At 62.3% G+C, this 19,742-nt stretch carries 19 protein-coding genes and 1 pseudogene; 13 read left to right on the top strand and 7 right to left on the bottom strand.

The features are described from left to right. Positions 1–15: 15 nt before the first annotated feature. From J4E53_RS13170 to J4E53_RS13200, 7 genes are all read left to right on the top strand, one after another. Positions 16–897, top strand: coding sequence for a polysaccharide deacetylase (locus J4E53_RS13170; RefSeq protein WP_103308861.1), 882 nt, complete (start codon positions 16–18; stop codon positions 895–897). A gap of 27 nt (positions 898–924) precedes the next feature. After that, entirely contained in the window at positions 925–2,265 is a 1,341-nt protein-coding gene (locus tag J4E53_RS13175) for an MFS transporter (protein ID WP_060739505.1), read from the top strand. A gap of 11 nt (positions 2,266–2,276) precedes the next feature. After that, a complete protein-coding gene (locus J4E53_RS13180) occupies positions 2,277–3,038 on the top strand; it encodes an SDR family NAD(P)-dependent oxidoreductase (RefSeq protein ID WP_103308862.1) in 762 nt (253 codons plus the stop codon). A gap of 70 nt (positions 3,039–3,108) precedes the next feature. Then, on the top strand, positions 3,109–3,858 hold the full coding sequence (locus J4E53_RS13185) for an SDR family NAD(P)-dependent oxidoreductase (protein WP_103308863.1): 750 nt from the start codon (positions 3,109–3,111) through the stop codon (positions 3,856–3,858). Positions 3,859–3,872: 14 nt separating this feature from the next. After that, positions 3,873–4,172, top strand: a complete 300-nt coding sequence (locus tag J4E53_RS13190) for a hypothetical protein (RefSeq protein ID WP_060739502.1) — start codon at positions 3,873–3,875, stop codon at positions 4,170–4,172. After that, positions 4,169–5,173 carry a GTP-binding protein gene (locus tag J4E53_RS13195; protein WP_060739501.1) on the top strand — a complete coding sequence of 335 codons (1,005 nt, stop codon included), beginning with the start codon at positions 4,169–4,171 and terminating at the stop codon, positions 5,171–5,173. Before J4E53_RS13190 ends, J4E53_RS13195 begins: the two co-directional genes overlap by 4 nt. Beyond that, positions 5,173–6,369: a PotD/PotF family extracellular solute-binding protein gene (locus J4E53_RS13200; RefSeq protein WP_060739500.1), complete on the top strand. Its 1,197-nt coding sequence runs from the start codon at positions 5,173–5,175 to the stop codon at positions 6,367–6,369. Before J4E53_RS13195 ends, J4E53_RS13200 begins: the two co-directional genes overlap by 1 nt. Before the next feature lie 3 nt (positions 6,370–6,372). Here the strand turns inward: J4E53_RS13200 and trxC are convergent, their stop codons facing one another. Both trxC and ycaC read right to left on the bottom strand, forming a co-directional pair. Further along, entirely contained in the window at positions 6,373–6,795 is a 423-nt protein-coding gene (gene trxC, locus J4E53_RS13205; protein WP_060739499.1) for a thioredoxin TrxC, read from the bottom strand. Positions 6,796–6,970: 175 nt separating this feature from the next. Continuing rightward, positions 6,971–7,597 carry an isochorismate family cysteine hydrolase YcaC gene (ycaC, locus tag J4E53_RS13210; protein WP_025211469.1) on the bottom strand — a complete coding sequence of 209 codons (627 nt, stop codon included), beginning with the start codon at positions 7,595–7,597 and terminating at the stop codon, positions 6,971–6,973. Positions 7,598–7,801: 204 nt separating this feature from the next. On the opposite strand from ycaC, the gene J4E53_RS13215 reads away from it, so the two are divergent. From J4E53_RS13215 to J4E53_RS13230, 4 genes are all read left to right on the top strand, one after another. After that, positions 7,802–8,710: a LysR family transcriptional regulator gene (locus J4E53_RS13215; RefSeq protein WP_060739498.1), complete on the top strand. Its 909-nt coding sequence runs from the start codon at positions 7,802–7,804 to the stop codon at positions 8,708–8,710. Positions 8,711–8,976: 266 nt separating this feature from the next. Further along, a complete protein-coding gene (locus tag J4E53_RS13220) occupies positions 8,977–9,255 on the top strand; it encodes a hypothetical protein (RefSeq protein ID WP_060739497.1) in 279 nt (92 codons plus the stop codon). Between the two features lie 165 nt (positions 9,256–9,420). Continuing rightward, positions 9,421–9,717 (top strand): type II toxin-antitoxin system HigB family toxin, encoded by a 297-nt coding sequence (locus J4E53_RS13225; RefSeq protein WP_103308864.1) that lies wholly within the window; start codon positions 9,421–9,423, stop codon positions 9,715–9,717. Next, positions 9,714–10,115 carry a type II toxin-antitoxin system HigA family antitoxin gene (locus J4E53_RS13230; RefSeq protein ID WP_103308865.1) on the top strand — a complete coding sequence of 134 codons (402 nt, stop codon included), beginning with the start codon at positions 9,714–9,716 and terminating at the stop codon, positions 10,113–10,115. The genes J4E53_RS13225 and J4E53_RS13230 overlap by 4 nt, the downstream gene beginning before the upstream one ends. A 245-nt stretch (positions 10,116–10,360) precedes the next feature. On the opposite strand, the gene selO is transcribed toward J4E53_RS13230, so the two are convergent. From selO to J4E53_RS31085, 5 genes and pseudogenes are all read right to left on the bottom strand, one after another. Continuing rightward, positions 10,361–11,824 carry a protein adenylyltransferase SelO gene (gene selO / locus J4E53_RS13235; RefSeq protein WP_060739494.1) on the bottom strand — a complete coding sequence of 488 codons (1,464 nt, stop codon included), beginning with the start codon at positions 11,822–11,824 and terminating at the stop codon, positions 10,361–10,363. A 37-nt stretch (positions 11,825–11,861) separates the two neighbouring features. Further along, positions 11,862–15,224 carry a mechanosensitive channel MscK gene (mscK, locus tag J4E53_RS13240; protein ID WP_060739493.1) on the bottom strand — a complete coding sequence of 1,121 codons (3,363 nt, stop codon included), beginning with the start codon at positions 15,222–15,224 and terminating at the stop codon, positions 11,862–11,864. A gap of 34 nt (positions 15,225–15,258) precedes the next feature. Then, positions 15,259–17,001: a potassium/proton antiporter gene (locus J4E53_RS13245; RefSeq protein WP_060739492.1), complete on the bottom strand. Its 1,743-nt coding sequence runs from the start codon at positions 16,999–17,001 to the stop codon at positions 15,259–15,261. A gap of 284 nt (positions 17,002–17,285) precedes the next feature. Then, the gene (locus tag J4E53_RS31080) at positions 17,286–18,158 is read right to left on the bottom strand and encodes a methyl-accepting chemotaxis protein (RefSeq protein ID WP_409077846.1); all 873 of its coding nucleotides are present in this window, start codon (positions 18,156–18,158) and stop codon (positions 17,286–17,288) included. A gap of 30 nt (positions 18,159–18,188) precedes the next feature. Next, positions 18,189–18,911 (bottom strand): annotated as a pseudogene (locus J4E53_RS31085) (MCP four helix bundle domain-containing protein); the annotation flags it as partial. 256 nt (positions 18,912–19,167) lie between these two features. Between J4E53_RS31085 and J4E53_RS13255 the strand changes: the two are divergent. Both J4E53_RS13255 and J4E53_RS13260 read left to right on the top strand, forming a co-directional pair. Next, positions 19,168–19,398: a hypothetical protein gene (locus tag J4E53_RS13255; RefSeq protein ID WP_053117769.1), complete on the top strand. Its 231-nt coding sequence runs from the start codon at positions 19,168–19,170 to the stop codon at positions 19,396–19,398. Beyond that, entirely contained in the window at positions 19,395–19,697 is a 303-nt protein-coding gene (locus J4E53_RS13260) for a cell division protein ZapA (RefSeq protein ID WP_060739489.1), read from the top strand. The genes J4E53_RS13255 and J4E53_RS13260 overlap by 4 nt, the downstream gene beginning before the upstream one ends. The last annotated feature ends 45 nt before the right edge of the window (positions 19,698–19,742 follow it).

Genomic DNA, 19,742 nt, shown 5'->3' on the forward strand with positions numbered 1-19,742 from the left:
AACCGGAGGCCGATCATGGCTAAAGATATTCTTTGTGCATTTGGGGTCGATGTCGACGCCGTGGCGGGCTGGCTCGGCTCCTACGGCGGTGAAGACTCACCCGACGATATTTCCCGCGGCCTGTTTGCCGGGGAAGTCGGCTCGCCGCGGCTGCTCAAGTTGTTCGAGCGCTACGGCCTGCGCACCACCTGGTTTATTCCCGGGCATTCCCTGGAGACCTTCCCCGAGCAGATGAAAGCCGTGGCGGATGCGGGCCACGAGATCGGCGTGCACGGCTATAGCCACGAAAACCCCATCGCGATGACCCCACAGCAGGAAGAGGCGGTGCTCGATAAATCCATCGAGTTGATTACCCAGGTGACCGGCAAGCGGCCTACCGGCTATGTCGCGCCCTGGTGGGAGTTCAGCAAAGTGACCAACGAGCTGCTGCTCAAGAAAGGCATCAAGTACGACCACAGCCTGATGCACAACGACTTCCATCCCTACTACGTTCGCGTCGGCGACAGCTGGACCAAGATCGACTACAGCCAGCACCCGGACACCTGGATGAAACCGCTGGTGCGTGGCCAGGAAACCGATCTGGTGGAGATCCCAGCGAATTGGTACCTCGACGACCTGCCGCCGATGATGTTCATCAAGAAATCGCCCAACAGCCACGGTTTCGTCAACCCGCGGCATCTCGAAGAGATTTGGCGCGACCAGTTCGACTGGGTCTATCGCGAACACGAACATGCCGTGTTCACCATGACGATCCACCCCGACGTCTCCGGGCGTCCGCAGGTGCTGCTGATGTTGGAGCGCCTGATCGAACACATCCAGGGCCATGCCGGCGTGCGCTTTGTCACGTTCGATGAAATTGCCGACGACTTCATTCGCCGCAACCCCCGCAGCCGCTGATCCGGCATTTATTCGAGGCGTGTTCTCATGTCCATCTACAACAAACTCGACCTGACTGGTTGGAAACCCGAGCAATTGACGCCGGCCCAGGTGCGCTTTGCCACCTGGATCGCTTTTTTTGCCTGGGTATTTGCGGTCTACGACTTCATTCTGTTCGGCACGTTGTTGCCGGAAATCGGCCGGCACTTCAATTGGAGCGAAGTCGAGCAAGCCGAAATCGCCACCTGGGTGGCGGTCGGCACGGCGGTGGTGGCGTTGGCCATCGGCCCGCTGGTGGACCGCTTGGGCCGGCGCATGGGGATCATCTTCACCGTCAGCGGCGCGGCGATCTGTTCGGCCCTGACGGCCATCGGCGGTGCCTGGGGCAAGTCCCCGTTGATCCTGATCCGTTCTCTCGGCGGGTTGGGTTACGCGGAAGAAACCGTCAATGCCACCTATCTGAGCGAGCTCTACGCCGCCTCCGATGACCCGAGGCTGGCCAAGCGACGTGGCTTCATCTACAGCCTGGTGCAGGGTGGCTGGCCGGTGGGCGCGCTGACCGCCGCCGGATTGACCGCCGTGTTGCTGCCGACCATCGGCTGGCAGGGCTGTTTTATCTTTGCGGCGATCCCGGCCATCGTCATTGCGATCATGGCGCGCAAGCTCAAGGAAAGCCCGCAGTTCCAGATCCACCAGCGTATCGGCCAGTTGCGCAAAAGCGGCGCGGTCGCCGATGCCCAGGCAGTGGCGTCCACCTATGGCGTCGACTATGAGGAACACAGCAAGGCCGGCCTGGCGTCGGCCTTTCGCGGCACGTCGCGGCGCGCGACACTGGTGATCGGCGCCGCGATCCTGCTCAACTGGGCGGCGATCCAGGTGTTCAGCGTGCTCGGCACGACGGTGATCGTCAGCGTGCACCATATTTCCTTCGAAAACTCGTTGATCATCCTGGTGCTCTCCAACCTGGTGGGCTACTGCGGTTACCTGAGCCATGGCTGGATGGGCGACAAGATCGGCCGGCGCAATGTCATTGCGTTGGGCTGGATGCTGGGCGGGCTGTCGTTTGCCGGCATGCTCTACGGTCCGAGCAACCTGCCGATGGTGGTCGGTCTTTACAGCCTGGGCCTGTTCTTCCTGATCGGGCCCTATTCGGCGGCGCTGTTCTTCATCGGCGAGAGTTTCCCCACCAGCATCCGCGCCACGGGCGGCGCGATTATCCATGCCATGGGGCCGATCGGCGCGGTAGTGGCCGGGTTCGGTGCCACCCAGGTGCTGGCGGCAGGCGGCAACTGGCAGACCTCGGCGCTGTACTTCGGCGCGCTGCCTTGTTTCCTCTCTGGCGCGCTGATGTTCGCGGCACGCCATGTCCGTCCAGAAACCGTGAAGTAAGGAGGCGGCTTATGACTCGTAGAGTTGCATTGATTACCGGTGCCGCCAGCGGCATCGGCCAGGCCCTTGCCGTGGCGTATGCCCGCCACGGTGTAGCCGTGGCCGCCGGCTACTTGCCGGCGGACCCCCACGACCCGCAAGACACCCGCCAGCAGATCGAGGCGTTGGGTGGCGAATGCCTGATGCTGCCACTGGACGTCACCGACAGTCGTTCGGTGGATAACCTGGCCGAGCAGGCATTCAGCACCTTCGGGCGTCTTGATTACGCGGTGGCCAACGCCGGCCTGCTGCGCCGTGCGCCTCTGTTGGAAATGAGCGACGAGGCCTGGAACGCCATGCTCGATGTCGATCTGACCGGGGTGATGCGCACCTTCCGCGCCAGCGTTCGCTACATGAGCGAGGGCGGTGCGTTGGTGGCGATTTCTTCAATCGCCGGTGGCGTGTATGGCTGGCAGGACCATTCTCATTACGCCGCGGCCAAGGCCGGTGTGCCAGGGCTATGCCGTTCGCTGGCGGTGGAATTGGCCGGGCAGGGGATTCGTTGCAATGCGGTGATCCCGGGCCTGATCGAGACGCCGCAGTCCTTGGACAGTAAAAATTCCCTCGGGCCCGAAGGCCTGGCCAAGGCGGCCCGGGCGATTCCGCTGGGGCGAGTCGGTCGGGCCGATGAGGTGGCGTCGCTGGTGCGGTTCCTGACCAGCGACGAGTCCAGCTACCTGACGGGCCAGAGCATCATCATTGACGGCGGTCTGACCGTGCGTTGGCCGGATTGAAGCCGGGCGTCACGGGTTTTGTTTTCAGTGATGGCCATCCCTGTTTGCCCTGGATCTGGAGGATTGTCCCATGCAACAACTGTTCAACCGCCGCGCCGTGATCACCGGCGCCGGCAGCGGTATCGGTGCCGCCATCGCGCGGGCTTATGCCGCGCAAGGCGCGCGCCTGGTGCTGACCGATCGCGATGCCGAGCGCCTGTCCGCCACCGCAAACGACTGTCGTGCGCTGTCGGTCGAGGTGTACGAGTGCGTGGCCGACGTCGGCTCGGTCGAAGGGGCCCAGGCTGGGGTCGATGCGTGCGTCGAGCAGTTCGGCGGTATCGATATCCTGGTCAACAACGCTGGCATGCTGACCCAGGCGCGTTGCACCGAGCTGAGCATCGACATGTGGAATGACATGCTCCGCGTCGACTTGACCAGCGTGTTCATCGCCAGCCAGCGAGCCTTGCCCCACATGCTGGCGCAGCGCTGGGGACGGATCATCAACGTCGCCTCGCAATTGGGCATCAAAGGTGGGGCCGAGCTCAGCCACTACGCGGCGGCCAAGGCCGGGGTGATCGGTTTTACCAAGTCACTGGCCCTGGAAGTGGCCGCCGACAACGTGTTGGTCAATGCCATCGCCCCCGGGCCGATCGAAACACCGCTGGTGGCCGGCATCAGTGAAAGTTGGAAACAGGCCAAGTCCGCCGAACTGCCTTTGCGACGCTTCGGCCTGGCCACGGAAGTGGCGCCCACTGCCGTGTTGCTGGCCAGTGACCCGGGAGGCAACCTGTTCGTGGGGCAAACCCTGGGACCGAATGCCGGCGACGTCATGCCATGAAGGAGTGCTGAAGCATGTGTGGCTTGTGCGGTCTATTGGGCGAAGATGTGCATTGGAGCGATCCGCTGGGTGATGGGCTGCCCCGGCGTCGCGAGCGATTGCGCCGGATTTCAGCGATCAATCGCGTGTTGGCGCCGTTACGGCTCAAGGTCGAGGATTTCCAGGGCTCGGCATATCTGCTGCTGGGCGCCACCGGGCGGCAGGAACTGGCCAGTGGGCTCGACCAGCTGTGGAGCCTGGCAGAGTCGATGACGGGCCGCGCGGCGGATCCCCTCGACCCGGTCCTGCTCCAGTCGTTGGAGCCGGCCTCATGAGCATCGCCCTGAACGTCGTGACCGGGTTTCTCGGCAGTGGCAAGACCACCTTGCTCAACCGTCTGCTGCAAGACGAAAGCCTCGGTGACACAGCGCTGCTGATCAATGAATTCGGCGATATCGGCATCGATCACTTGTTGGTCCAGGAGGTGGCGCCGGACACGGTGTTGTTGCCCAGTGGATGCGTCTGCTGCTCCATTCGCGGCGAGTTGAAAGACGCGTTGCTCGATCTGCTGGCGCGGCGTGACCGGGGCGAGATCCCGCCCTTTCGCCGGGTGATCCTGGAGACGACCGGGCTGGCCGATCCGGCTCCGATCCTGGCGACACTCAACAACGACGTGCAATTGCGCGGACGCTTCCATGTCGGCTTGGTGGTGACGCTGGTCGACGCCTGTCACGCCGAGTTGCAGGCGCGCATCCATCCGGAGTGGCTGGCCCAGGTGGCCGCCGCGGACCGCCTGCTGCTGAGCAAGACCGATCAGGCCGCTGCGTCGGCTGTCAGCGCGTTGCGTCAGCGGCTGCAAGCATTGAACCCGGGGGTGCCGCTGCTCGACACCCACGATGTGCTCAGTGGCGATCAATTATTGTTGGGCGAAGGCCTGCGCGGCGCCGCGCCTGAAGTCGAGGTGGCCCGTTGGCAATTGCATCGTCCGCAAGGCCAGGTTACGTCGCACGGCGAGGCCCAGGTGTGCTGCCTGACCTTCGATCAGCCGCTGGACTGGATCGGCTTCGGAGTCTGGTTGTCGATGCTGCTAAGATGCCACGGCGAACGCATTCTTCGCGTCAAGGGATTGCTCAACGTGAACAGCCTCCAGGCCCCAGTCGTCATCCATGGCGTGCAGCATTGCCTGCACGCGCCGGTACATTTGCCCCACTGGCCCTGTGCCGAGCGCCAATCGCGGTTGGTATTTATTGTCAGGGGCCTGGACCCGGAGCGGTTGCGGCATTCGTTCGATGTCTTCGCCCGTTGCTTCGCCCCGGCGGTTGAGGTGAGCGCCTGATGCACAGCGGCTCACCCATCACGTTGCGGGTGCTTGGCACCTCCGTCACCTTGCTCGAATCCCTGCGGGTTCGCGCCGAACAGGACCTGGGCATTCGCCTGGTCTATCAGGTCCACAGTGTCGAGCAGGCCCAGCGCATCGCGGTGATGCAACCGGACAGCTACGACCTGTACGACCAGTGGTTTCACAATGTTGATTTCGTCTGGCCGGCACGCGCGATCCAGCCCATCGACACCCGGCGCATCGCCCTGTGGCACGAGATCAACGACCTGCCCAAGCGCGGCCGGTTGTCCGCCGCGGATCGCCCGGTCAGCGGCAGCGTGCCCAATGAGCGCTTGTACGTGCAACACGACGGCAGCCTGGGCAGCACCGTCAGCGACTACATCAGCATGTTGCCGTTGACCCACAACGCCGACAGTTTTGCCTATCGCCCGGAACGCTTGCCCACGGGGTTTTCCCGTGACAACGAGAGTTGGGGCTGGCTGCTCGATCCGGCCTGGAGCGGGCGTACCGCGCTGCAAAGCGACGCGGCGATTGGTGCCATCGACGCGGCGCTGGCGATACAGGGCATGGGTTTGGCGTCGTTCAAGGACATCGGCAATCTCAGCATCGAAGAGATCGACAGCCTGGCCGATGTGTTGGTGCGCAAACAGCGCGAAGGTCATTTCGCGGCGTTCTGGTCGGATGACGAACAGGCGGCGCAACTAATGCTCAGCCCGACCATCGACATCGAGAGCCTTTGGTCTCCGACCCTCATGCGCCTGCATCGGGCCGGGATCAAGTACCGCCTTGCCGTGCCCCGTGAAGGTTATCGCGCCTGGTTCGGCGGTTTGTCCGTGTCACGCCATGCCCGGGGAGCGGTGCTGGATGCCGCCTATGCGTTCCTTAACTGGTGGCTCTCGGGATGGCCTGGCGCGGTCATGGCGCGCCAGGGGTATTACATCAGCAACCCGCCCCGCAGCCGTGATCATTTGAGCGATGCCGAATGGGACTATTGGTACGCCGGCAAACCGGCCCGTGAAGTGTTGCCAGGCAGCGATGGCGAACCGCTGATCGATATCGGCGAAATGCGTGACGGCGGTTCGTATGAGCAACGCATGGGCCATATCGCCGTATGGAACTCGGTGATGGACGAGCACAACTACCTGGTGCGCCGTTGGGGGGATTTTCTGCGTGCGGCCAACAAAGGCCGCTGAGCATCAAATCCCCTGGCTGCGCAACCAGCTCATCAATTGCGGCAACGGAAACGCACCGCTCTGACGCGCCACTTCCCGGCCTTCCTTGAACAGAATCAGGCTGGGAATCGAGCGGATCCCCAACTGCGCCGACAGTTGCTGGTTGGCCTCGCTGTCGAGCTTGGCCAAGCGGCATTTGCCCGCCAACTGCGCGGCGGCCTGTTCGAACACCGGGGCGAAGGACTTGCACGGCCCACACCAATCGGCCCACACATCCACCAGCAACGGCAGGTCACCCTTGATCTGGCTGGCGTAGTCGCCTTGCTTGAGTTCGAACGGTTTGCTCAATAACACCTGGGCCTTGCAGCGCCCGCACTTGGGCTGGTCGCCGAGGCGTTCGGCAGGTATGCGGTTGAGCCCGTTGCAATGGGGGCAGGGGATCAGCATCAGGTCAGTCTCCCGGAAAAATCATTGGCACAGATTGAACACTATATAGAAACCAGCACAAAAACCTGTGGGAGCGAGCTTGCTCGCGATGGCGGTGTATCAGTCAATACTGCATCGACTGTCAGACCGCTATCGCGAGCAAGCTCGCTCCCACAAGGGTTTATCGGTGAGGCTGTTACTTGGCGTTGGTCAGCGTGTTGTAGCTGGTCATCAGGTTGCGGTAGTCCGGGATGTGGTTGGAGAACAAGGTCGCCAGACCTTCCACGTCGTTGCGCCAGTCGCGGTGCAGTTCACAGGCCAGGCCGAACCAGGTCATCAGTTGCGCACCGGAGGACGACATGCGGTCCCAGGCCGATTGACGGGTCAGTTCGTTGAACGTGCCGGATGCATCGGTGACCACGAACACGTCGAAACCTTCGGCCAGGGCCGACAGTGCCGGGAAGGCTACGCAGACTTCGGTGACCACGCCGGCGATGATCAGTTGCTTCTTGCCGGTGGCCTTGATCGCCTTGACGAAGTCTTCGTTGTCCCAGGCGTTGATCTGGCCAGGGCGAGCGATGTACGGCGCGTCCGGGAACAGCGTCTTGAGTTCTGGCATCAACGGGCCGTTGGGGCCGGTTTCGAAGCTGGTGGTGAGGATGGTCGGCAGTTGGAAGTACTTCGCCAGGTCGGCCAGGGCCAGCACGTTGTTCTTGAAACGGTCCGGGTCGATATCGCGGACCAGGGACAGCAGGCCGGCTTGGTGATCGACCAGCAGAACGGCGGCGTTATCTTTGTCGAGACGGTTGTAGGAAGTGGTCATGGCGTAGCCCTCATTAAGTTTTGGTTGCCGAAGGTTTCGGCGTGGTTAAGGTTTTTAATATCGGTGTTGCGATTGATCGGTGACTCATCCGGTCGAAGCGCTCCGGCTTCAATCCGTGTTGCGTTTCGATGGGTGTAGATTAAAACTGGCACCTTTGATGCGCTAGACTGCAAAAATCCGCCTTAGCGTTCTATTTGGAGAACGATCATCGAAGACCTCAACACGCTGTACTACTTCACCCAGGTCGTGGAACACCGTGGGTTCGCCGCCGCCGGCCGGGCACTGGACATGCCCAAGTCCAAGCTCAGCCGGCGTATCGCCCAGCTGGAAGAGCGACTCGGGGTGCGGCTGCTCCACCGCACCAGTCGTCATTGCACGCTGACGGAGATCGGCCAGGCCTATTACCAGCGCTGCCTGGCGATGCGGGTCGAGGCCGAGAGCGCGGCGGAAGTGATCGAGCGCAACCGTTCCGAACCCCAGGGGCTGGTGCGCATCAGTTGCCCGACGGCGCTGCTCAATAGTTGGGTCGGGCCGATGCTGACCCGCTACATGCTCAAGTATCCCCGGGTGGAGTTGTTCATCGAGAGCACCAACCGCCGGGTCGACCTGATTCATGAAGGGTTCGACATCGCCTTGCGGGTGCGCTTTCCGCCGCTGGAAAACACCGACATGGTCATGAAAGTGCTGAGCAATAGCACCCAATGCCTGGTGGGCGGCCCGGCTTACCTTGAGCGCTTGTCTTCACCCGCTTCGCCGGCGGACCTCAACGGCCTGCCGAGCGTGCATTGGGGTGGGGCGCAGCGGGAATATCAGTGGGAATTGTTCGGCCCGGACGGCAGCCGCGCATTGATCCGCCATGAACCGCGCATGGTCACCGACGACCTGCTGGCCCTGCGTCAAGCGGTGCTGGCCGGCATCGGCATCGCTCACCTGCCCACCGTGGTGGTACGCGAAGACATAGCGGCCGGTCGACTGGTGGAACTGGTGCCGGGCTGGACGCCCAAGTGCGGGATCGTCCACGCGATCTTTGCCTCACGACGCGGGTTGCTGCCGTCGGTGCGTACGCTGATCGATTTTCTGGCTGAGGAATTCAGTCACAGCGACATGGCGTAGGGCCGGGCCCGTTGATTTATGCGAGTCAGTTAAACCTCAAGCCCGTGGGAGCAAAGCTTGCTCGCGATTGGGGTGAGCAGTCGACTACGCCATTGACGGGGCTGCCGCCATCGCGAGCAAGCTTCGCTCCCACAGGTTTTGTGTCGTTTGATCCTTAACTGACCGGCATTAGCCACCCAGGCTGCCATTCATCAGGTGCGTTGCACTCAACGCCCGCCAGGCCCTCAAAAAAATCACAACGTACCTGTTCGCAACCCGGAGGTCCCATGAGCAATCCTCAAGACCCAGACACCCCACAGGCCGTGGACAACCCCAACGACGACGGCTTCGTCCTCGGCACCGCCGGCCGCGACGAAGACCCCAACGCCGCCCCGGCCTACGCCATCGACCGCCGCCACGACCGGGATGAACTGACCCCCGAAGACGCCCGCGGCATGCCCGGTTATCCCGAGGAAAAACCAGCGGCCAAACCCAAGGAGAAGGGGGTTGAAGAGGCGGAGCCGGGGATCGAGACGCCTGAGCAGGGGAACGATAAGGTTGGGTGAGCAGGACTCATATCTGCTCACATTTCTTACCGAGACCTAAATCTTTTGACGACTAGGCTGGAAACCAGCAAGAGCTAACCATTTGTCTAACTGGCGCTATCGCAATTTGCGATGCGCCAGAATTGTGTTTAACTTCCCCATAGCAAAATGCGATAAGGACGTTGCATGCATGTGATCACTGAGAAACGCATTTGGGAGGCCAAGGAGAAATGGCCACATTCAGCGAATGCGTTGGATCAATGGTATCGGCTGATCAAGCGCAATAGCCCGGCTGATTTCGTGGCGATGAAATCCATATTTCCGGCAACCGATAAGGTCGGTCCGCTGCATGTGTTTGACATCGGTGGAAACAAGTTGCGGCTGATTGCGGTGATTCGATACCGAGCACAGCGTCTGTATATCAAATGCGTGCTTGACCATCGGGAATACGACAGAGGCAAGTGGAAGGAGGAAAAGGGATGAGTGCACTGATCGAACAAGTCGCCGCCCATTGGGAGTTTGTGTCGCCCCTGCTGCGTAAGCCCAGGAGCGAAGAGGATTATGACCGATTGGCGAGTGCTCTTGATGAGCTGTTGGCGTTGGTGGGCGAAGACGAAACCCATCCTCTCATGAGCCTGGTGGATATTATCGGCGAATGGATCGAGGCATGGGACCAGCAGCACCGGCCAATGCCCAAGGCGAGCGGTGTCGAGGCGCTGCGTTACCTGATGCGTGAACATGGCATGAGCCAGAGCGACTTGCCGGGCGTTGGTACCCAGTCGGTGGTATCGGAGGTATTGAGCGGTAAGCGTCAGCTCAATTTGAGGCAGATCCGCTGGTTGGCCGAGCACTTCGGCGTATCGGTGGAAACTTTCATTTGATGGCTAGGCACGCTCATTGTGGCGAGGGAGCTTGCTCCCGCTTGGTTTTGTAGGAGTTGCCGAAGGCTGCGATCTTTTGATCTTTCGCTTTAGACTCAAGTGTCTGGGGAAAGATCGCAGCCTCGTTGCACTCGACAGCTCCTACAACGCAGCCCAGCGGGAGCAAGCTCCCTCGCCACAGGGTTAGCCATGCCCCCGAACAGTTATGTGTTGGGCGGGAAGGTGATTTCAGCCGTGGCGCCGCGTTACGACGAGCAACTGATCTCCAGATGCTTGCCCCACTCCGGCGGACGTTGTGCGTAGCTGTCCATACCCGGTTGTTCCTCGAACGGCTTGCTCAGCACGGCGTGCAGGCGGCGCACTTCGTCGTAGTCGCCTGACTCGGCGGCGTCGATGGCTTTTTGCGCCAGGTAGTTGCGTAGCACGTACAGCGGGTTGACGGCGTGCATGCGCGCGCGGCGTTGGTCTTGATTGACGGGGCCTTCGCGGTTGACGCGGGCAACATACAATTCGCCCCAGGCGTCGAAGCCCTTGAGGTCGACGAAGTCATCGCGCAGGGCGCTCACGGCTTGCTCGGGGGCTTGATCGCCCAGTCGGCGGAAGAACAGGCTGTAGTCGACGCCGCTGTTCTGCATCAGTTGCAGCAAGCGCTCCAGCAGTTTCTGGTCGTCTTCTTCGGCGCAGGTCAGGCCGAGGCGGCGGCGCATCAGGTCCAGGTAATGGGCCTGGTACAGCGGCAAGTACAACCCGAGGGTCTCACGCAGGGCGTCGACGCTGATGAAGGGCGTCAGGGCCTGGGCCAGGGCGCTGAGGTTCCACTGACCGATGGGCACCTGGTTGCTGAAGGAGTAGCGCCCCTGATCATCGGAGTGGTTGCAGATGAAGTTGGCATCGAAGTCGTCGAGGAAGGCGAACGGTCCGAAATCGAAGGTGATGCCCAGGATCGACATGTTGTCGGTGTTCATCACGCCATGGCAGAAACCGTAGGCTTGCCATTTGGCAATCAGTTCGGCGTTGCGCTCGACGATTTCGCGGAACATCGCCAGGTACGGCTCCGGCTGCTCGCGGCACTCGGCAAAATGCAGGTTCAACACGTGCTCGGCCAGGGCCGCCTGCAGTTCGGGTTTCTTGGTGTAGTAGAAGTATTCGAAATGCCCGAAGCGCACATGGCTGGGGGCCAGGCGCAGCACCATGGCGGCGCGCTCCTGTTTTTCCCGCCACACCGGGGTGTCCGAGCCGATCACGCACAAGGCCCGGGTGGTGGGAATGCCGAGGGCGTGCAGGGCTTCGGAGGCGAGGAATTCGCGGATCGAGGAGCGCAGCACCGCGCGCCCGTCGCCCATCCGTGAAAACGGCGTCTGGCCGGCACCCTTGAGGTGCAGGTCCCAGTGCTCGCCCGCCTCGTTGTACACCTCGCCCAGCAGCAGCCCGCGGCCATCGCCCAGTTGTGGGTTGTAGTGACCGAACTGATGCCCGGAATACACCATCGCCCGTGGCTCGGTTTCGGCCCAGAGCTTGTGGCCGCCAAAAATCTCGGCGAACAGCGGTGCCTGGGCCTCTGCCGGATCCAGGTTCAGCAACGCCATGGCCGCCGGGCTGGCGACCACCAGTCGCGGATTGTCGATGGGCTCGGGCAGCACGTGGGCCGAGAAACCGTCGCCCAGGCGGGCGAAACGGTTATCGAAGGTCAGGGTTTCCAGGGTTTTCATGGCCGTCTCCGGCGGGACGCCCGCAGGCAACCCGCGATCAGTCGAGTTTGCCTTGCGGTGGCTCAGGCACCGGCTTGATGCTGGCGACAGCCGATGGCACGGGCGTGATGGTCTTTTTGTCGGGCTCGGCAGGCACCAGTTTGTATTCCTGGCCTTGCATGTTCTTCAGATAGATTTCCATCTGCCGGAAGGAGATGTTGATGTGCTCCTTCTTGAATTCCCGATTGATGAAACGGTTGATTTCGTCCAGCACCGGGTTGCGGTCACCGAGGTCGCGTACGTGCATGCGCAGCTCATGGTCGAGGGTGCTTTCACCGAAGTTCAGGAAGTACACGATCGGCTCCGGCTCCTTCAGCACCCGTGGGTTCTCGCGGGCGGCCTTGAGCAGCAACTCACGCACCAGGTCCAGGTCCGAGCCATAGTCCACGCCCAGTTTCAGGGTTACCCGGGTGACGGTGTCGGTCAGCGACCAGTTGATCAGTTGCCCGGTGATGAACGTCTTGTTCGGGACGATGATGTCCTTGCGGTCGAAGTCGGTGATGGTGGTCGCACGAATGCGGATCTTGCTCACCGTGCCCGACAGGTTGCCGATGGTGATGGTGTCGCCGATGCGCACCGGGCGCTCGAACAGGATCATGATCCCGGAGATGAAGTTGGCGAAGATCTCCTGCATGCCGAAGCCCAGGCCCACCGACAGCGCGGCAACCAGCCATTGCAGTTTGTCCCAGCTCACGCCCAGGGTGGACAGGGTGGTGACGAAACCGACGCCGGCGATCACATAGGACAGCAGCGTGGTGGTGGCGTAGGCACTGCCCTGGGCCAGGTTCAGCTTCGACAGCACGAACACTTCCAGCAGCCCCGGCAGGTTGCGCGCCAGGGCGAAGGTGATGCCGATGATGATCAGCGCCCCGAGCATGTCGCCGATGCTGATGGGCACCATGCTCATATTGGCGCCGGTGCCGCTGGTGTATTCGTAGAGGGTGATGTTGTCCAGGTACGAGAACACGCTGATCAGGTCCGACCAGACCCAATACAGCGCGGCGATGAAACCGCCCAGCAGGGCCAGGCGGATCAGGCGCAGGGACTGTTCGTTGACCTTCTCGATGTCCAGGGTCGGCTCCTCGACCACCGCTTCGCCATCGCCGGCTTCCTTGGCCGCCTGGCGCTTGGCCAGGGCACGCTGGTAGGCCAGGCGCCGCGCCGCCACCGACAGGCCGCGGACGAAGGTCGCCTCGATCACCAGCCAGAACATCAGCAGGTACAGGGTATTGATCAAGCGGTCGCTGAGTTTCAGCGCGGTGTAGTAGTAGCCAAAGCACACCGCCACGAACAGCGCGATTGGCAGCGCGGTGAACAGCACCCCGACGGCCTTGCGGAACAGCGAGGTGTTCCTGTGCGTCGGGCTGCTGAGCAACAGGCGGCTGAGCAACCACGCCATCAGTGCGTAGCAGGTCAGCACCACCGGCATGCCGAGCACGTCATCGGCCAGGGTCGCGGGTTGCAACTCGGCCACGGCCACCACGGCCACCAACGCCAGCACCACCAGCCCGAGGCGGCGGATCCAGCCCTGGAGGAATTCGACCTGGGGTTTCTCCCAGCGGAAATGCAACTCGGCCACGCCGCCCGGCGACAACACTCGATAGGCGGTGTAGAACACCAGCCAGGCCTGGCCGATCTGCAGCAGCGCCGCGCCGAGGTTGGCGTTCTGGCCGCGGGCGTCGATCTGCAAGGCATAGCCGCAGAGGGTCAGCGCCAGGGCCACCGGCATGGCCAGCAGGATATTGATCAGGATCGCCTGGGGGGTGTGCCACTGGCTGTCGCGCTTGAAGTGGCCGACGTCTTGGTGAACCTTGTTCAGGCGGGCATAGAGATGCTTGCGCCGCCACAGCAGCGCACCGATCAGCAGCGCCAGGGGCAGGAACAGCAGCGGCCGCTGGGTCAGGCCATCGGCCAGCTCGCTGAGGCTGGAGGCCCAGGGCAACGAGTCGATCTGTTTTTCCAGGCGCGTCGGTACGGCACGCATCCATTCGAAATCCAGCGGTTTATTGCTGGGAATCCAGAACATCTGCTCTTCGAGGGTCGCCCGCAGGTTCTGGGCGGTGCTGAGCAGTTGTTTCTGGTTGAGCTGCAAGGTGATGGATTCGTTGAGCACCGCGCTCAATTCGCGGTTCAGCCGTTCCAGCAGGTCGACACGGGTCAGGGCCAGCTCCAGCAAGGTCTTGCGCAGTTGCGGGGTGACTTGTTCCGAGGGCTGGGAGGCCAGCAGGCTGTCGACGTAGGCGCTGGGGTTGTTCAGCAGTTCACGTTGCTGGCTGACTTCGAACTGGTACAGGCGGATGTCGGCGATCTGGTCGGCCAGGTTCTGGTCGAGTTTGAGGCGCGGCAAGGTCTGGCGCTGCTTGTAGAGAATCTTGGAGAGCAGCAGGCTGCCCTTGAGCACACTGATCTGCTCGTCCAGGGCTGCGTCGGTCTGGGTCACGCTGTCCAGCAGTTGCTTGGTCTGCAGGTTCTGCTGGGTGACCTCGTTGAGGCGGTCGGTGCTTTTGAGCAGGTAGTCGGAGAGCTTCAGGTTGGCCGCGCTTTCGGTCGCCAGCAAGCTGCTGCCACCGGCCTTCTGGGCTTCGATGGATTGCTGGGTCACCGTCTCCTGGGATTGGGCCAGGCGCTTCTGGTTGATCAGGTTCTGCAGGTCCTGGATTTCCTGCTCCATGCGGGCGATTTTTTCCATCAGCAGATCGTGCTGGCCGTTGCCCAGGTCCTGCAGTTGGCTGTTGCCGGCCAGTTCCTGGCGGCGCAGCGGGATCAGTGCATTGAGCGCCGCCAACTCGGCGTTGAGCTGGTCGCGTTGCTCGCCGCTCAGGGTCTTGCCGGCGTCCCGGCCGGCCTTGAGGATGGTATTGATCTGCTGGATACGGGTCTGGCTGCTGGAAATTTCCGCCTGGGCCCGCTCGGGACGGGTCTGGGCGGTGATGATCAGGCTGTTGGCATCGGCCAGGGCTTTTTGCAGATCACCCTGCTGGGTGGAGCGATCCGTGAGCATTTGCTCGAGCTGGGGAATCGGCAGGTTGGCGTAGCGCTGCGCCACCGGCACCACCGTGGTGCCCTTGAGTCGCGCCAGTTCGCGCTGGTTCTCGATGTTCTGCTTGGGGGCAGTGGCCAGTTGCTGCTTGAGCGCCTGCAGCTTCTGCTCGTAGTCGGCCTTGTTGTTGAGCTGGGTCAACGTGCTCTGCAAGACGGCCTGCAGGGCTTTCTGGTCGGCTTCCGGCAGTTTGCGGTCGGCGATCTTGTCCAGGCTGGCCTGCACCGAAGCGCTGGCGGGAAGATCAGCGGCTTGCAGCGTGCAGACGGAGAGACTCAGGCCCAGCAGGGCGGTGGCGAAAAAGGAGCGCAGGATAGGCATAGAGACCGGTCAAGCAAATGAGAGTGGGAGCAGTTTAGAGGAACAAGCCGGGACCCGGGCGACTTCCTTCGGGGAATCTGACGCCCACTTTGCCGATCTTGTTCCCGTCCATGGCCGCGACGGTCCACAGGGTGTTGTTCCAATCCACCTGGTCGCCGACCACTGGGGCGCCGCCCACTTTCTGGGCGATGAAGCGGCCCAGGGACATGTCCGGATCGATGCCGTCCAGCTTCAACCCGTACAGCGCGGCAACCGCGGCCAGCTGGGCGTCTCCTTCGAGTACGAAGTCGCCGAAGAAGCGCAGATCCAGGCCCCGTTGCGGCGCCTGGCTGAACAGTTTTCCAAGGGCCGGCAAGTCGTGTTCATGGCCGATAACACACAGCAAATCATCGACTTCCAACACCGTACTACCCGACGGATGGAGCAGTTGCTGGCCACGAAACAGGGCGGCGATGCGGGTGCCTTCGGGCATTTTCAGGTCCCGCAGGGGCGAGCCGATGCACCATTTTTCCGCACCCAGGCGATAGATGAACAGCTCCCACTCGCTGGTGACGTGCACTTCCAGCGCGGCCCGGGAAATCGGCAGCGGCTCGGGCGGGACGGTCACGTGCAGCAACTTGGCGACCCACGGCAGGCTCGTGCCCTGTACCAGCAGCGAGACCAGCACGATAAAGAACGCCAGGTTGAAGTAGAGCTGGGCGTGGGGCAGGCCGGCCATCAACGGGAACACGGCCAGGATGATCGGCACCGCGCCGCGCAGGCCGACCCAGGAAATGAAGGCTTTCTCGCGACCATGGAACGCCTTGAACGGCAGCAGGCCCACTATGACCGACAACGGACGGGCAAACAGGATCATCCACAATGCCAGGCCCAGGGCCGGCAGGGCGATCGGCAGCAGGTCGTGGGGCGTGACCAGCAGCCCCAGCACCAGGAACATGCCGATCTGGGCCAGCCAGGCCATGCCATCAAGCATGTGCAGGATGCCGTGGCGGCTGCGCACCGGACGGTTGCCGATCACCAGGCCGCACAGGTACACCGCCAGGAAACCGCTGCCGTGCAGGGCGTTGGTCAGGGCGAACACGGCCAGGCCGCCGCTGATGACGAGGATCGGGTAGAGGCCGTTGGCCAGATTGATGCGATTGACCAGCTGCAGCATCAGCCAGCCACCGCCCAGGCCGAGTACCGAGCCGATGCCGAACTCACGCAACAGGTGCCCGAGCAGGCTCCAGTGCAAGCCGGTTTCACCGCTGGCGAGCATGCCGATCAGGGTAACGGTGAGGAACACTGCCATGGGGTCGTTGCTGCCGGACTCGATCTCGAGGGTGGCGCTGACCCGCTCGTTCAGGCCCTTGCCGCCCAGCAGCGAGAACACCGCCGCGGCATCGGTCGAGCCAACGATGGCGCCGATCAGCAGGCCCTGGATCAGGTTCAGATTGAACAGCCAGGCCGCGGCCAATCCGGTCAGCCCGGTGGTGATCAACACACCGACCGTGGCCAGGGACAACGCCGGCCACAGCGCCACGCGAAAGCTCGAGACCCGCGTGCGCAAGCCGCCGTCCAGCAGGATGACGGCCAAGGCGAGGTTGCCGACCAGATAAGCCGTGGCGTAGTTATCGAAAAGAATACCGGCGCCGTCGACACCGGCCACCATGCCCACGGCCAGGATGATCACCAGGATCGGGATGCCCAGGCGGGACGAAAGAGAACTGACCAGGATGCTCGCACCTACCAGCAACGCGCCGATCAAGAACAGGCTGTTGATGGTCGCTGCAGTCAAAGGCGTTACTCCGGGAAAACTGAGGGGCGGGCACAGACTGACCATGCAGTCTGCGTGCCAGCGATTCTAACCTGTTGAAATGTGATGCTGTCAAAAAAGGTTTGGGATTGGGGGTACAAGGCAGCAATACCGTGGCGAGGGAGCTTGCTCCCGCTCGGCTGCGAAGCAGTCGTCGCTTTTGAGATGCTGGGGCCGCTTCGCAGCCCAGCGGGAGCAAGCTCCCTCGCCACCAAAGCTTGAGGGTTGATCGCTCACGGTCTGTGGACGATCAACCGTTACGCGGATTAAAGGCTGAACCGCCCAACCATGCTGTTCAAGTCCACGGCCAGGCGCGACAGTTCGGCGCTGGCGGCGGTGGTCTGGTTGGCGCCGGTGGCCGATTGCACCGACAGGTCGCGGATGTTCACCAGGTTGCGGTCCACTTCACGGGCCACCTGGGCCTGTTCTTCGGCGGCGCTGGCGATCACCAGGTTGCGTTCGTTGATCTCGACGATGGCCGTGTTGATGGTGTCCAGGGACAGGCCGGCGCCACGGGCGATGTTCAGGGTCGACTCGGCGCGCTCGGTGCTGTTGCGCATCGAGTCCACGGCGTGTTCGGTGCCGCTCTGGATGCTGCCGATCATGCGTTCGATCTCGCTGGTCGACTGCTGGGTACGATGAGCCAGGGCGCGGACTTCGTCGGCCACCACGGCAAAACCACGGCCGGCCTCACCGGCACGGGCGGCTTCGATGGCGGCATTCAGAGCCAGCAGGTTGGTCTGGTCGGCCAGGCCGCGGATCACGTCCAGCACTTTGCCGATATCGCGGGACTCATTGGCCAGGTTACCGATCAGCGTGGCGGTGCTTTGTACGTCGGCACTCATGCGTTCGATGGCACCGACGGTTTCCTGCACCAGGTCGCGGCCGTCGCCTGCGGATGTGGTGGCGTGTTTCGACGCTTCCGACGTGCTGACCGCATTGCGAGCGACCTCTTCTACGGCGCTGGTCATCTCGTTGACCGCTGTCGCGGCCTGCTCGATTTCGTTGTTCTGCTGGGTCAGGCCCCGGGCGCTTTCGTCAGTGACGGCGTTAAGCTCTTCGGCCGCCGACGCAAGCTGTGTGGCGGAACCGGAGATCCGTTGCAAGGTATCGCGCAGTTTTTCCTGCATGGTCGACATCGCCCGCAGCAGGCGACCGGCTTCGTCGCTGCCGTCAACGGTGATCGGTCGGGTCAGGTTGCCCTTGGCGATTTCTTCGGCGGCATCCAGCGCGTTGGCGATCGGCTTGGTGATGCTGTTGGTCAGCAGCCAGGCGAACAGCAGGGTCAGGCCGGTGGCGATGACCAGCAGGGTGACCACCCAGTTGAAAGCGCCTGAATATTGTTGCGCCGCGCCCTTATTGAGCGCCTCGGCTTGCAGGTTGTTGATCTCCACCAAGTGGTCGATTGCGGCATTGATGGCATCTGAGTTGCTCAGCAGTTCAGTGTTGAGCAGCGCCCGCAGTTCATCGACCTGATTATTTCGCGACAGGGTTTTCATGCGCTCTTCGAGCTGACGGTACTGCCCGAGCAGTTGCACATACTGATCGTAGGCGGCCCGTTCGTCCGGGGCGCTGATGAGCTTTTCGTAGGTAGTCTGGGTCGCGCGGATCTGCTGGCTGCGTTGTTCGAGCAGATCGTAGGTTTTCTGTTGGATGTCCGGCTCGCGGTTGACCAGCAAGCGATAGGACAAGACGCGCAGGCGCAGGGTGAGCTGGGTGAACTCATTCAGGGCCTTGATGCTGGGTACGCTGTTCTGGGCGATGCTTTCGCCGGACGTGCGGATTTTGCTCATCTGGGTCAGGGCAAACACCCCAAGGGCCAGCATCAGGGCGCCGATCAGGGCAAACCCCAGGAACGCCCGCGGCGCGATGTTCATATTTCGTAGGGACATGGAAAGTACCGAGAGGGGCGCGTCCGTGCGGGACTGTGGCTGGTGTTAACTGACTTATCGGTCATACGACTGAAGTCTTGAACGGGATCCTTGCTTTTGCCGCAGAACCACCCTGGAATGCGACGAAGGGTAGGAACCAGACCGCCCCTTCACAGTCTTTACCACTCGCCAGCGAAGCACCGCCGCTGGTAAAGCGTGGCATCGGCGGTGACTTTTCTTTATCGTACGCGCCCCTTGGAAAAGCCTGGAAATCAATATGTTGGAAACATCCCTCAGCCAACTGGAGCAACTGGTCAACGACCTGGTGCAACAGAACCTGCACCTCACCGGCCTGAACGAAACCCTGAGCGCCGAACTTGCCCGGGCCAAGGATGAAAACGAAAGCCTGCAACTGAGCCTGATGGAGCAGGAAGAACTGCACGGCGCCACCGCCGCCCGCATCCAGGCCCTGATCGAGCGCGCCAGCGCCGGTCCTGTCAGCGCATGAAGCACGGCGCCGATGGGGTGACGGTCATCTCGATCCTGGGAGAAGACTATTCAATCAAAGCGCCGGCCGGGCAGGAACAGGCCCTGTTGGACGCCGCTTCGATGCTCAAGGCCGCCCTGGCCGACACGAAAAGGAAATACCCGACGCTGATCGGCGATCGCCTGCTGGTATTGGCGGCCATGAACCTGTGTTCGCAACAGATCGAAATGCAGAAGAGCCATCAGGCGGAACTCGACCGTTACCAAGAGCAAGTCAGCGCCACGGTCGAGGTGATTGCCAAGACGATCCAGCAGGCCTGAAACCGTTAACGAATGTTGACTGTGGGGCTTGTGTGGGAGCGAGCT

Origin of the sequence: Pseudomonas sp. FW305-28 (assembly GCF_017351395.1) — a bacterium.
GTDB classification, from domain to species: Bacteria; Pseudomonadota; Gammaproteobacteria; order Pseudomonadales; family Pseudomonadaceae; genus Aquipseudomonas; species Aquipseudomonas fluorescens_AA.

Bases quoted from the DNA above. Each gene is read 5' to 3' on its own strand.
- J4E53_RS13170 (WP_103308861.1), top strand. From the start codon at position 16: ATGGCTAAAGATATTCTTTGTGCATTTGGGGTCGATGTCGACGCCGTG.
- J4E53_RS13175 (WP_060739505.1), top strand. From the start codon at position 925: ATGTCCATCTACAACAAACTCGACCTGACTGGTTGGAAACCCGAGCAA.
- J4E53_RS13180 (WP_103308862.1), top strand. From the start codon at position 2,277: ATGACTCGTAGAGTTGCATTGATTACCGGTGCCGCCAGCGGCATCGGC.
- J4E53_RS13185 (WP_103308863.1), top strand. From the start codon at position 3,109: ATGCAACAACTGTTCAACCGCCGCGCCGTGATCACCGGCGCCGGCAGC.
- J4E53_RS13190 (WP_060739502.1), top strand. From the start codon at position 3,873: ATGTGTGGCTTGTGCGGTCTATTGGGCGAAGATGTGCATTGGAGCGAT.
- J4E53_RS13195 (WP_060739501.1), top strand. From the start codon at position 4,169: ATGAGCATCGCCCTGAACGTCGTGACCGGGTTTCTCGGCAGTGGCAAG.
- J4E53_RS13200 (WP_060739500.1), top strand. From the start codon at position 5,173: ATGCACAGCGGCTCACCCATCACGTTGCGGGTGCTTGGCACCTCCGTC.
- trxC (WP_060739499.1), bottom strand. From the start codon at position 6,795: ATGCTGATCCCCTGCCCCCATTGCAACGGGCTCAACCGCATACCTGCC.
- ycaC (WP_025211469.1), bottom strand. From the start codon at position 7,597: ATGACCACTTCCTACAACCGTCTCGACAAAGATAACGCCGCCGTTCTG.
- J4E53_RS13220 (WP_060739497.1), top strand. From the start codon at position 8,977: ATGAGCAATCCTCAAGACCCAGACACCCCACAGGCCGTGGACAACCCC.
- J4E53_RS13225 (WP_103308864.1), top strand. From the start codon at position 9,421: ATGCATGTGATCACTGAGAAACGCATTTGGGAGGCCAAGGAGAAATGG.
- J4E53_RS13230 (WP_103308865.1), top strand. From the start codon at position 9,714: ATGAGTGCACTGATCGAACAAGTCGCCGCCCATTGGGAGTTTGTGTCG.
- selO (WP_060739494.1), bottom strand. From the start codon at position 11,824: ATGAAAACCCTGGAAACCCTGACCTTCGATAACCGTTTCGCCCGCCTG.
- mscK (WP_060739493.1), bottom strand. From the start codon at position 15,224: ATGCCTATCCTGCGCTCCTTTTTCGCCACCGCCCTGCTGGGCCTGAGT.
- J4E53_RS31080 (WP_409077846.1), bottom strand. From the start codon at position 18,158: ATGTCGACCATGCAGGAAAAACTGCGCGATACCTTGCAACGGATCTCC.
- J4E53_RS13255 (WP_053117769.1), top strand. From the start codon at position 19,168: ATGTTGGAAACATCCCTCAGCCAACTGGAGCAACTGGTCAACGACCTG.
- J4E53_RS13260 (WP_060739489.1), top strand. From the start codon at position 19,395: ATGAAGCACGGCGCCGATGGGGTGACGGTCATCTCGATCCTGGGAGAA.